This is a genomic window from Amycolatopsis mediterranei, from assembly GCF_026017845.1.
Classification (GTDB): domain Bacteria; phylum Actinomycetota; class Actinomycetes; order Mycobacteriales; family Pseudonocardiaceae; genus Amycolatopsis; species Amycolatopsis mediterranei.
On record NZ_CP100416.1, the window covers coordinates 9,763,067 to 9,774,656 of the forward strand.

An 11,590-nucleotide genomic window follows, 5' to 3' on the forward strand; every position below is an offset into this window, starting at 1 on the left:
CTAGGTAGTCCGTGTTCTCCCCTGTCCAACGTCTAAGGCGCGTGAGGCACTCCCCTCGTTGCCGCGGCGTGAGGAGGACCACTCCGTCTGTCCACAGTAGACACTCCATATCGAACGTTTTCTTGACATACTCGGCACATGGAACTGGTGACGATCTCTGACATCGAGGCCGCCGCGAAGCGCGTCGCCGATGTCGCCGTGCGCACGCCTCTGCTGCTCCAGACCTGGGATCCCCGCGGAACCCTGTGGCTCAAACCCGAAAACCTGCAACCGGTCGGGGCGTTCAAGGTGCGCGGCGCGTTCAACGCCATCGCCGCCCTCGACGACGCGGCTCGTGCCCGCGGGGTCATCGCGTACTCCAGCGGCAACCACGCGCAGGCAGTCGCGTACGCGGCGCAGCGCTACGGCGTGCCCGCGGTGATCGTCGTGCCGGACGTCGCGCCGCGGATCAAGGTCGAGGCCACCCGCGCGTACGGCGCCGAGGTGATCGAGGTTCCGATCGGCGAGCACGAGGGCAAAGCGCGCGAACTGGCCACCGAACGCGGGCTGACCCTCGTCCCGCCGTTCGACCATGCGGCCATCATCGCCGGGCAGGGCACGGCGGGGCTGGAGATCGCCGAGGACCTGCCGGACGTCGAGGTCGTCCTGGTGCCGATCAGCGGCGGCGGGCTGGCGGCCGGGGTCGGCACCGCGATCAAGGCCCGCTGCCCGGGGGCCCAGGTCATCGGCGTCGAACCCGCACTGGCCGCGGACGTCGCCGACAGCCTGCAGCAGGGCCGGCTGGTCCGCTGGCCGCAGGCCGACCGCGCCAAGACGATCGCCGACGGCCTGCGGTCGCAGCCGTCCGAGCTGACCTTCGCCCATTTGCGGGAGGTCGTCGACCGGATGGTGACGGTGACCGAGGACGAGATCCGCGAGGCCGTCCGCGTCCTCGCCCGCAAGGCCCGGCTGGTGGCCGAGCCCAGCGGCGCGGTGACGACGGCGGCGTACCTCTTCCACGCCGAAGAGCTGCCGGCCGGCAAGACCGTCGCGCTGGTCTCGGGCGGCAACGCGGACCCGGCGCTGTTCGCCGAGATCCTCGCGGGCTGATCCGGAGCGCGGGTCAGGAGCCGGCGACCGGGGTCCCGCCGCGGATGTGCGTCGGCGGGCCCTCGACACCGCAGTGGAAGCATTCGCCCAGGTGGGGGCGCTCGTCGTCGGGCTTGGCCTCCGTCGGCGGCGCGAGGACGCCGTTGTGGATGCCGAGCGCGATCAGGCCGCCGGCGATCGCCAGCGCCGCGCAGATGACCAGCGCCGTCCGCCAGCCCGCCGTCAGCGCGACCGGGTCGGTGTACGCCTCGCCGGTCAGCCCGGCCGCGGCGGGCAGCACCGCCACCGCCAGCAGGCCACCCGAGCGGGCGATGGCGTTGTTGACACCGGAGGCCACGCCGGCGTAGCGGTCCGGGGCCGCGGCGAGCACCGTCGCGGTCACCGGGGCCACCACGGTCGCCAGCCCGAGCCCGAACACCACCACCGCGGGCAGCACCGTGCCGAGGTAGGACGCGCCGGGCGCGATGCGCAGCATCAGCAGCATCCCGATGCCGACGACGATCGGGCCGACGACCAGCTGCGTCCGCGGGCCGATGCGCTGCGCGAGCGCGCCGGAGCGGCCCGAGAGCAGCAGCATGATCACCGTCAGCGGCAGCCCGGCCAGCCCGGACGCGGTCGGCGAGTAGCCGAGCGAGACCTGCAGCTGCATCACCAGCAGCATCATCACGCCGCCGAGCGCGGCGTAGACGACGAAGGTCAGCGCGTTCGAGAGCGTGAAGGTCCGGTCGCGGAACAGCGACGGCGGCACGAGCGGTTCCCTCGAGCGGTGCTGAACGGCGACGAAAGCGGCCAGCCCCGCGATCCCCAGCAGGCCCGCGATCAGCACGATCGGGTCGCCGACGCCGCGGGCGGGCGCCTCCACCAGCGCGCCGGTGATCCCGGCGAGGCCGAGGGCGCCGAGGGCGGCGGCGCCGAAGTCCGGGTGCCCGGTGGCGTCCGGGTCGCGGGATTCGGGGACGAACTTCCGCGCCATGAGCACCACCGCGACCGCGATCGGCACGTTGATGAGGAACGCCAGCCGCCACGACCAGGCCTGCACGAGGAAGCCGCCGAGCAGCGGCCCGGCGGCGGCCGCGATGCCGCCGAGGCCGGACCAGGCACCGATCGCGCGGGCGCGGGCGTCGTGCGCGAAGGACGACTGGAGGATCGCGAGCGACCCCGGCGTCAGGAGCGCGCCGCCGATGCCCTGCAGGATCCGCATCGCGACGAGCATCTCGGTGGACGTCGCCGCGGCGCACAGCCCGGACGCGACGCCGAACCAGACGACGCCCACCAGGTACATGCGGCGGCGGCCGTACCGGTCGCCGAGCGAGCCCGCGACGAGGATCAGCGCGGCGAGCGCCAGCATGTAGCCGTCGAGGATCCATTGGAGCCCGGCGACGGAGGCGTTCAGCTCGGCGCCGATGCGGGGCAGGGCGACGTTGACGATGGTGCCGTCGAGCATGGCCATGCCGGAGCCGAGGATGGTGGTGGCCAGCAGGCCGCGGGCCGCGCCGGTGCCCCACCGGATCCCGGTGTCTTCAGTGGCAGTCACCCGGTCACCTTCACGCGACCGGGGACCCCCGTCAACCGCGCCCCCTTACGGCAGCAGCGTCGTCACGAACTTGTAGCGGTCACCGCGGTAGACCGAGCGGGCGAACTCGACCGGCTTGCCGTCCGTGGCGAACGAGTGGCGGGTCAGCATCAGCACCGGCATGCCGACGTCCGCGCCGAGCATCTCCGCTTCCTGCGGGCCCGCCAGCGACGTCTCGATCGTTTCTTCCGCGCGTTCGAGTTCGACGCCGTAGTGCTCGCGGAGAACGGCGTACAGCGAACCGCCGGCCGAGACGTGCTTGCGCAGCCCGCGGAAGCGGCCGAGGGGAAGGTGGGTCGTCTCCAGCGCCATCGGCTGGGAATCCGCCAGTCGAAGTCGTCGAAGGCGAAGGATTTTCGCGCCCGTGCGGATTCCGAGCAGCTTGGCGAGGTCGCCCTCGACCGGCAGTTCCTCGACTTCCAACAGTTTCGACGACGGCTTCAGGCCTTGCTTGCGCATGTCCTCGGTGTAGGAGGACAGCTGGAGCCGCTGGGCGAGCTTCGGCTCGGCCGCGAAGGTGCCTTTTCCCTGCACACGGTGCAGGCGGCCTTCGGCGGTGAGGTCGGCCAGCGCCTGGCGCACGGTGGTGCGGGAGACCGTGAACTCCCCGGCGAGCGCGCGTTCGGTCGGGATCGGCGACCCCGGCGGCAGCACGTCCAGGAGGTCGAGGAGGTGCTGTTTCAGCGCCCAGTACTTGGGCTCGCGCTGGCCGCGCAGCCCGGCGACGGCGCCCGCCTCGCCCGTGGTGGTGGTCTCCAACATGCCCGGCTCCCTATGTCTTCCCTCATCGCACGCCACGTCCCCGTAAGAAACGTACCCTTTTCCCCAAACGCGCCGCCCCTATAACATTGGTCTAGACCTGACCGACGCCGCCTGAGTCCGGTACATAATGCCGGAGGTGGAGAGGAAAATGATGACCGAACAACGGCCCGGCGCGCACATGGCCGCGGAGATCGCCCAGCAGCCGGACGTCTTGGCGGGACTGGTGCAGCGTCAGGCGGAAATCGCCGAAGTGGCGGAAAAGATCTCACAACGCCCGCCGCGGTTCGCGTTGCTCGCCGCGCGTGGATCGAGCGACCACGCAGCGTTGTACGCGAAGTACCTGATCGAGGTACTGCTCGGCCTTCCGGCCGGTCTGGTTTCCCCGTCCACGGCGACGCTGTACGGCGCGCGGCCCGATCTGCGGGACGTGCTGTTCGTCACGGTCAGCCAGAGCGGCGGCTCGCCCGACCTGATCGAGGTCACCGAAACGGCGCGCCGCCAGGGCGCGCTGACGGTGTCCGTCACCAACACCCCGGACTCGCCGCTGCGGGCGGCCTCCGAGCTCGGCGTCGACATCGGCGCGGGCGTCGAGAAGGCCGTCGCGGCCACCAAGACGTACTCCGCGACGCTGATGGCGCTGTACCTGCTGATCGACGCGGTGCGCGGCGGCAAGGCGGCCGACGCCGAGAAGATCGGGGAGCTGGCGCAGCAGACCCTCGACGGCGCCGAGGAGGGCGTGCAGCGCGCGGTCGACCGGTACCGCTTCGTGGACCGGGTCCTCACCACCGGCCGCGGCTACTCCTACGCCAGCGCGCTCGAGGGTTCGCTCAAGCTCGCCGAGACCAGCTACCTCGCCGCCCGCGCGTACAGCGGCGCGGACCTGCTGCACGGCCCGGTCGCGGCGGTGGACGGCGAGACCGCCGTGCTCGCGGTGACCAGCGCCGGGCACGGCGGCCGGGCGATGCACGAGGTCCTCGAAGCCGTCAGCAAGCGCGGCGCGGACGTCCTCGCGGTCGGTTCGGCCGCCGCCGAGGTGCCCGCGGCGCTGCGCATCGACGTCGCCCCGACGGTCGAGGAGCTGGCGCCGATCCTGGAGATCCTGCCGATCCAGCGGATCGCGCTCGGCCTGTCGCTCGCCCGCGGTGGCGACCCGGACAGCCCGCGCGGCCTGCTGAAGGTGACCAAGACCCGGTGAGCTTCGCGGTGGGCGTCGACGCCGGCGGCACGTCGACCAGGGCCGCCCTGGTCGACGCCACCGGCGCGGTGCTGGGCACCGGGCGCGGCGACGGGGCCAACCCGAACGCGCACGCGCCCGAGGTCGCCGCGGACCGGATCGCCGGCGCGATCACCGCGGCGCTCGGCGCCCACGACCCCGGGGCGGTGCGGGCGTGCGTCGTCGGCATGGCCGGGGTCAGCAAGCTGAGCGACCAGGGCGTGGCGGCCGTCTTCGACAGGACGTGGGCGCGGATCGGCCTCACCTGCCCGGTCCGGACCGTCGCCGACGCCGAAGTGGCGTACGCGTCGGCGACGCCGGCACCGGACGGGACGGTCGTCGTCGCCGGCACCGGTTCGATCGTGGGCCGGATCCGGAAGCGGCGGCTGGCCGGCACGACCGGCGGCTACGGCTGGCTGCTCGGCGACGAAGGATCGGCGTTCTGGCTGGGCCGCGAAGCCGTCCGCTCCACTTTGGAGGCACTCGGGCGCGGGCGGCCGCTCGACGGGCTGCCCTCCGCGGTGCTCACCGCCGCGCTCGGACTGTCCGGTTTGGACGTCCGCGACGACGACGCGCGGCTGGCCGCGTCCCGGGCGTTGATCACGGCGGCCAACGCCGAGGCGCCCGTCCGGCTCGCCCGGTTCGCCCCCCTGGTGAGCGCGGCGCACGACGCGGGTGAGCCCGCGGCCCGGGAGATCGTCGCCCGCGCGGCCGGGTTCCTGGCCGAGAACGCCCTCGCCGCGCGCGAGCCCGGCGAGTCGACCCCGATCGTGCTCGTCGGCTCGGTGCTCGGCGGAGCCAGCCCGGTCGGCGAGCTCGTCCGCCGCCGTCTGGCCGGCCTCGAGGTGCTGACCAGCTCCGATGGGGTGCTCGGGGCGGCGTGGCTGGCCGCCGTGGACGCCTTCGGCGAGGGCGCGCCGCGGCCCCGGCCGGGACGAGATTGAGCAAAACGCGGCGCAAAGACGCGAAACCGTCGACTGAACCCGGGTAGTCCGGGTACCGTAGGCAGTGGCCCCCGGACCCTCCCCCCTCGCCGGGGGCCGCCTTATGCCCCGGGTACGTCGTCCGAGCGGGTTTCCGGCGCCAGGCGCAGGCCGGGATGCTCCGGCGGCAACGCCCGGTAGAGCACCCAGCCACTGACCGCGACGGTCAGCGCGACGAGCGGCCACGACAGCACCGTGCGGGCCACGCCGAGCGCGAGCACCTGGCCGGCCGACCACAGCAGGCCGTAGATGACCACGCGCAGCGTGTACTGGAGCACCCACACCCAGCTGGCCCGCGAGTAGGCCTTGAGCAGCACGGCGTCGCGGCGCCAGCGCGTCTTCTGGCCCAGCAGCAGGCCGACGACCACGCCGAGCAGCGGCCAGCGCACGACGATGCTGGCCGCCCACAGCAGGGCGCTGGCCACATTGGACATCAGCTGCAGCAGGAAGAAGTCCTGGGCGCGGCCGGTGTGCAGGGCGATCAGCGCGGCCGCGACGACGGCGGCCAGGCTGACGACGAGCGCGCGGACCTTGCCACCGCCGGCGATCCGGAAGACCCCGACCGCGATGGCGACCACGACGGCAGCACCGGCACCCCAGGCGACGGACTGACCGGCCGCGAGCCAGCCGGCGACGAAACCGACGGGCGGGATGCTGGCGTCGAGCGCGCCCCGGCGGCCACCGAGGATCTGCGCGAGCGATTCACGGGGTTCTCCGGACACGTGTCCAGCCTGCCGGATCCCGTCCGGAACGCCCCGGGCGGGGAGATTTTCGCCACATCGGGTGCCGGGTTTGCCTTCGAGTGTGCTGTTTCACGGCATGCCGACGGTGAAGACTACGTAATAGAGAGGCGGAGAAGGCCGACAAGATAAGACACTGTTACCGCAGGCTGAACGACCCGGGGCGGAGCGGGTGTGCGGCCGACGCTTAGTTGAGGTGTACAACTACATGTCGGGGTGTGTCGGTCGCAGGGATGGGAAGGGGACCCACGTGTACGGATTCGACAGCTACGTAGCCCTCGGTGACAGCTTCACCGAGGGACTCAACGACGACCTGCCGGACGGCACCTTCCGCGGGTGGGCCGATCGGCTGGCGGAGGTCCTGGCGGCCGGCCGCAGCGACTTCCGCTACGCCAACCTGGCCCTGCGGGGCAAGATGCTCGACGAGATCCTGGACGAGCAGCTCCCGATCGCCCTGGAGCTGAAGCCCGACCTGGTCACGCTCTGTGCCGGCGGCAACGACATCATCGTCCCGGGAGCGGACGTCGACGCGGTCACCGAGCGCCTGGAGGAGGGCGTCGCGAAGCTGCGCGAGGCGGGCATCCCGGTGCTCATGTTCAACGGCCCGGACACGAAGGTCCTGTCGGTGATGTCGGTCCTGCGCGGCAAGGTGGCGATCTACAACACGAATCTGTGGGCGATCGCCGAGCGCCACGGGGCCCGCATGGTCGATCTCTGGACGATGGGCCCGCTGCACGACCGCCGAGCCTGGAGCGACGACCGGCTCCACTTTTCCCCGGACGCCCACCGCCGGATCGCCCTGAAGGCGGCGGAGGTCCTGGGCATCCCGGTGGAGAGCGACTGGCGCGAGCCGTGGCCGCTGGCGGAGGCCCCGAGCCGCTGGATCGACTCCCGCCGGTCGGACCTGACGTGGACGAAGGTGCACCTGCTGCCGTGGATCCGGCGGCAGCTGCGGGGCGAGTCGATGGGTGACGGGTTGTCGCCGAAGCGGCCTCAGCTGGCGCCGCTGCTGCCGTTGGACGTGCTCGAGGTGCCGGACAGCGCTCCGCAGCAGCAGGCCAGCTGAGGGTCGGCCGCCGGTTTCATTCACGAGCGACGGAACGCGCTGAACACCGCGGCAGGCGGCTTGCTTGGCGGCCCCGCGGCGACTTGAGGGACGGCGAGGGTTCGGCAAAGGCGCCGAACCGCGGCAGCCGGGTATCGCAGCGCCCGGATCGCGCGGCGAGAACCTTTCCGCCGAGGAGTGGCGCGCTCGGCTGAGCCGGGCATCTCGGTGAAGCCAGAGAGCGCGACAGGTATTGAGGCGACCCGCAGGGCGCCCACCAGCGCTGCCAGCCGCAGACCTCGCCGGACCACAACCGGCATCCCAGCCCGCGCCACCGTGCCCCATTGCTGCCCCTGCCGGCCACAAACCGCCTCCGAACGCGGCCCACCCTCCCTGGGGGAACCACCCGTCTCCAGCCTACCGGCCACCTCCGACAGAACGTGCCCGACCGAACACGATCTCCCGAGTTGTCCACATGTCGACCTACCTGGGGACAACTTGTGGATCACCACCCGGATTCAGCTCGCCAACCCGCGGCACCCGGCTTACAGTCCCCTTATGCGTCGGCGCTGGATCCTCGTGGTCCCGGTTGCGGTGCTGGTCACAGCGCTGCTCGCGGGGGTCGCCACCTGGACCCGGTCCGGGAGCATGGAACGGGACCTGGCCGCGCGGGCCCAGACCGCCCTCTTCGAAGCCGGACTGCCCACCGGGGATGTCCGCTTCGACGGGCGGGACGCCACGCTCAGCGGCTTCCCGCCCGACCAAGCGCTCAGAGCCCTCGAAATCGTGCAAAAAGTCGACGGCGTCCGGGCCGCCAAGGTCAACGGCGACGTGACTCCCGTGGCGCCCGGCAACAGCAGCAGCACCACAACCACCACCCCGAGCCCGCCGACGACCGCCACCACCACCACGAGCCCGCCGCCGACCACCAGTACCACCGCGCCGCCGCCCACCGACAAGGCCGGTGTGCAGGCCGAGATCGACCGGCTGCTCACCGAGGCGCCCATCGCCTTCGAGCCCGACACGGCGAAGCTCACCCCTGACGGCGAACAAGCCGCGCGCAGCGTCGCGATCGCTCTCGCCAAGGCGCCCGCCGGCTTCCGGTACCGCGTCACCGGGCACGTCGCCCGGGGCCCCGGTGGCGAGAGCGCCGCTCTCAAACTCTCGCGGGACCGCGCCCGGGCCGTCGCGCGGATCCTCACGACCAACGGGCTGACGGTCGCCCGCGTGACCTACCGGGGGCTGGGCGACACCCGGCCGGCCACCGGCGGCGAAGAAGACCGGCGTGTCGAGATCACGGTCGTTTGAGGGGTGATGAGCTGATGTTCTGGCTGTTCGGACAGATCTGGCTGTGGCTGATCGTCGCCTTCGCCCTCGGTGCGCTGACGTCGTGGCTCGTGCTGCGCGCCACCCCGCGCCCCCGGCCCGAGCCCGCCCGGGAAGCCGAGCCCGACGACGAAGCACCGCGGTACGAGCCGCCGCCACCCCTTTCGACCGAGCAGACGCAGTTCATCCCGGCCGCCTGGGCCCAGCACGCGCCCGAGCCGCGCGCCGACGTCCACGACGACGAAGAACCCGATCCCGTCGGCCACCGCGAAGGCCACCTGCCGCTGCCGCCGCAGCGCGCTTCGGAGGCCGAGGACTGGCCCACCGAAGAAGAACCCGCCTGGCCGCAGGCCGAAGAGCCGCCGGACGCCACCCGGCGGTGGCACCAACCTGGGCGCGGTGGCTGACACCCATCCTGGTAAGTTCGGCTACGCACTGTGAGCGAAGGCTGAGGAGGGGGTGGAGTGGCGCTCCCCCATTGGACGTCGCAGCAGGTCCTGCCGCCGGGCCGGCACCCGGGCGACCTCGCCGACGTCTACGAACGCCTGGTGTTCGACGCCCCGCACCAGAACGACCGCGAGATCCTCTTCAGCGCGCTCAACAGCTACCTCGGCGTCGCCCGGCGGATCATCCCGTCCGGCCGCGCCTGGATCGGCGGCGAGCTCATCACCCGGACCGCCCACCCACCGCAAAGCCTCGACGTCGTCCTCATCCCGGACGAATGGGGCGCGCTCAAGCGGCTCGACGACGCCGGCCGGTCCGCGCTCTACGGGCTGCTCACGCTGCGCGGCGTGATCGTCGGGCAGCCGGCGATGTACCTCGACCAAGTGCAGCCGGTCGGCGGCATGCTGGACGGCTTCCTGTGCCGCCCCGGCGACGAAGACGTGTGGGCCGAGGTCTGGGCCGCAGGTGGCAGGGGCTACCCGGAGATGATCTGGTGAGGAACGAGTTCCGGCGCATCGCCGACGAGATCCCCGGCGGCACGTGGCTCGACGACCTGGCCCGCGCCTCGGCGATGGCGGCCAACGCCAAGTTCGAGCGGACGTCCCGCTCGCCGCTGCTGCACGTCTCGGTGATCGGCGAGCAGACCATCGACGCGTACACCTTCTCCGACATCAGCCGCGCCCTGCAGGACGCGACGGCGAAGATCGGGCACATCATCCGGAACCCGTCCGGCGAGGTCACCCAGGTCCAGCAGACCGACCGGGACAAGGCGCCGCTGATCCAGCGCGGCCAGGCGGGCAACGCGATCTTCTTCGGCTTCCCGGAGCCGCTGGCCGAAGACGCCCTGATCGTCGACGGCATCGAGACGCTGTCCGAGCGCGCGGTCAAGGAGCTCTGCGACTTCCTGCCGGCGAACGGCTCGGACGACGGCGCGCTCGACGCCGTGCTGCTCCAGCGCGACACCGTCCGCAACGCGGTGAGCGACATCGTCAACGCCGTCGCGAAGAACGCCGGCATCGGGATGGCGCTGACCCCGACCGCCGGCGAGCAGGTCACCCGCAGCATGACCACCGAGCAGGCGCGGATCCTGCAGAGCAGCCTCCGCGAGTCCCGCGAGGAGGTCGGCTACGAGACGGTGCGCGGGCGGCTCGACGGCGTCCGCACCCGGCGGCGCATCTTCTACCTCGATCGCGAGTCGGGCGGCACGATCCAGGGTGCGGTGGCGCCGGATCTGCTCGACCAGATCAAGGAGAACCTCGACCGCCCGGTGACCGCCCGGCTACGCGTCGTGCGCACGACGACGATCGACGGCCGGCGCGGCCGGCCCGTGTTCGAACTGCTCGAAATCACCCCGGAAGTAAGCCTTTTCGACTGAGAAGTCCGGTATACGACTTTCGTCTTGAACGCCGTACCCGACGGTCGTCGTAGGCCTCACGGTGGTGCCCGGATGACCGTACGGTATTTACGATACCGGCTGCGAGGTCGCAAAAGGCCGCGTCGAACAGTGGGAACTCCGATATTCTTCCCATTGATCATCGGGCCACACCATGCCCACGATGTCAGGAAATATCGATACCTGACACCAAATGGTGGGACAATGACTTTTTCCAGAATGTAACAATTTCGTTCGGGGCCACACTTATGGGTTAACGTCGTCGCACTCCCACCCGAAGGGGTTCGCATGATGACCGACCCGCAGTACCCGCCGGCCACCGCGCGCCACGGCCGACCCGCGCCGCCGGTGACGGCCACGGAGCGTCGTCAGGCCAATGCGAAGCCCGCACGGAACATCCTGGCGATCGTCGGCCTGCTGCTGGGCGTGGCGGCACTCGTCGTCACGTTCGTCCCGGATGTCGAGTTCGTCGCGTGGCCGCTGGGCGGGATCGGGCTCATCCTGGCGATCACCGGGCTGGTCCAGGCCAAGAAGGGCACCGTGGGCGACCGCGGGGTGGCGATCACCGCCACCACCGTCACGGCCGCCGCGCTGCTCACCACGGGCGGGATGCTGCTGTACTCCACCTTCTTCGGCGGCGGCGAATCCGGGCTTCACCTGCCCGCGGTGGCCGCCGACAAGCACTCCGTGACCTTCCAGGTCACCTCCGCCGGCGGCGCGACCGTGCGCTACGGCAGCCTCAACGACCAGCGCACCGAAAACGCGCCCGCCAGCACCGACGCCTGGCAGGGCCAGGCGTCCTACAACAATGGCTCCTACCTGTTGACGCTCACCGCGGACACCCGCAATGCGACGGTCAGCAACGAAATCCGCTGCGCCATTCTCGTCGACGGCAAGAAGGTCGCGGAAAACAGCGGGACGACGATCGCGCTCTGCACCGCGAACGTCGGCTGAGCCAGGCGCGGCCCCCCGCCTGGCGACCGGCCGGCCTACCCCCAAGTCGGCCGGCCGGGCCGCCACGA

Annotated in this window: 12 protein-coding genes; 9 read left to right on the top strand and 3 right to left on the bottom strand. The window is 71.7% G+C overall.

Going from position 1 to position 11,590, the window contains the following annotated elements:
- Positions 1–138 precede the first annotated feature (138 nt).
- On the top strand, positions 139–1,089 hold the full coding sequence (locus ISP_RS44310; protein WP_013230305.1) for a threonine ammonia-lyase: 951 nt from the start codon (positions 139–141) through the stop codon (positions 1,087–1,089).
- A gap of 13 nt (positions 1,090–1,102) precedes the next feature.
- Here the strand turns inward: ISP_RS44310 and ISP_RS44315 are convergent, their stop codons facing one another.
- Both ISP_RS44315 and ISP_RS44320 read right to left on the bottom strand, forming a co-directional pair.
- Positions 1,103–2,623 carry an MFS transporter gene (locus ISP_RS44315; protein WP_013230306.1) on the bottom strand — a complete coding sequence of 507 codons (1,521 nt, stop codon included), beginning with the start codon at positions 2,621–2,623 and terminating at the stop codon, positions 1,103–1,105.
- Between the two features lie 45 nt (positions 2,624–2,668).
- Positions 2,669–3,424, bottom strand: a complete 756-nt coding sequence (locus ISP_RS44320; RefSeq protein WP_013230307.1) for a GntR family transcriptional regulator — start codon at positions 3,422–3,424, stop codon at positions 2,669–2,671.
- Between the two features lie 148 nt (positions 3,425–3,572).
- Between ISP_RS44320 and ISP_RS44325 the strand changes: the two genes are divergently transcribed.
- Both ISP_RS44325 and ISP_RS44330 read left to right on the top strand, forming a co-directional pair.
- Positions 3,573–4,619, top strand: a complete 1,047-nt coding sequence (locus tag ISP_RS44325; protein WP_013230308.1) for an SIS domain-containing protein — start codon at positions 3,573–3,575, stop codon at positions 4,617–4,619.
- A complete protein-coding gene (locus tag ISP_RS44330; RefSeq protein ID WP_013230309.1) occupies positions 4,616–5,581 on the top strand; it encodes an N-acetylglucosamine kinase in 966 nt (321 codons plus the stop codon). Before ISP_RS44325 ends, ISP_RS44330 begins: the two co-directional genes overlap by 4 nt.
- Positions 5,582–5,682: 101 nt before the next feature.
- On the opposite strand, the gene ISP_RS44335 is transcribed toward ISP_RS44330, so the two are convergent.
- Positions 5,683–6,342: a DUF3159 domain-containing protein gene (locus ISP_RS44335; RefSeq protein WP_013230310.1), complete on the bottom strand. Its 660-nt coding sequence runs from the start codon at positions 6,340–6,342 to the stop codon at positions 5,683–5,685.
- A gap of 268 nt (positions 6,343–6,610) precedes the next feature.
- On the opposite strand from ISP_RS44335, the gene ISP_RS44340 reads away from it, so the two are divergent.
- The 6 genes from ISP_RS44340 (at position 6,611) to ISP_RS44365 (ending at position 11,522) form a co-directional block, all read left to right on the top strand.
- Positions 6,611–7,426 carry an SGNH/GDSL hydrolase family protein gene (locus ISP_RS44340; RefSeq protein WP_013230311.1) on the top strand — a complete coding sequence of 272 codons (816 nt, stop codon included), beginning with the start codon at positions 6,611–6,613 and terminating at the stop codon, positions 7,424–7,426.
- Positions 7,427–7,963: 537 nt separating this feature from the next.
- A complete protein-coding gene (locus tag ISP_RS44345) occupies positions 7,964–8,713 on the top strand; it encodes an OmpA family protein (RefSeq protein ID WP_230468628.1) in 750 nt (249 codons plus the stop codon).
- A 14-nt stretch (positions 8,714–8,727) separates the two neighbouring features.
- Positions 8,728–9,138 (top strand): hypothetical protein, encoded by a 411-nt coding sequence (locus ISP_RS44350; RefSeq protein WP_013230313.1) that lies wholly within the window; start codon positions 8,728–8,730, stop codon positions 9,136–9,138.
- A gap of 57 nt (positions 9,139–9,195) precedes the next feature.
- Positions 9,196–9,672 (top strand): DUF6932 family protein, encoded by a 477-nt coding sequence (locus ISP_RS44355; RefSeq protein ID WP_013230314.1) that lies wholly within the window; start codon positions 9,196–9,198, stop codon positions 9,670–9,672.
- The gene (locus ISP_RS44360) at positions 9,669–10,550 is read left to right on the top strand and encodes a hypothetical protein (RefSeq protein WP_013230315.1); all 882 of its coding nucleotides are present in this window, start codon (positions 9,669–9,671) and stop codon (positions 10,548–10,550) included. The genes ISP_RS44355 and ISP_RS44360 overlap by 4 nt, the downstream gene beginning before the upstream one ends.
- A gap of 306 nt (positions 10,551–10,856) precedes the next feature.
- Complete coding sequence (locus ISP_RS44365) at positions 10,857–11,522, top strand: hypothetical protein (protein ID WP_013230316.1); 666 nt, start codon at positions 10,857–10,859, stop codon at positions 11,520–11,522.
- Positions 11,523–11,590: the final 68 nt, after the last annotated feature.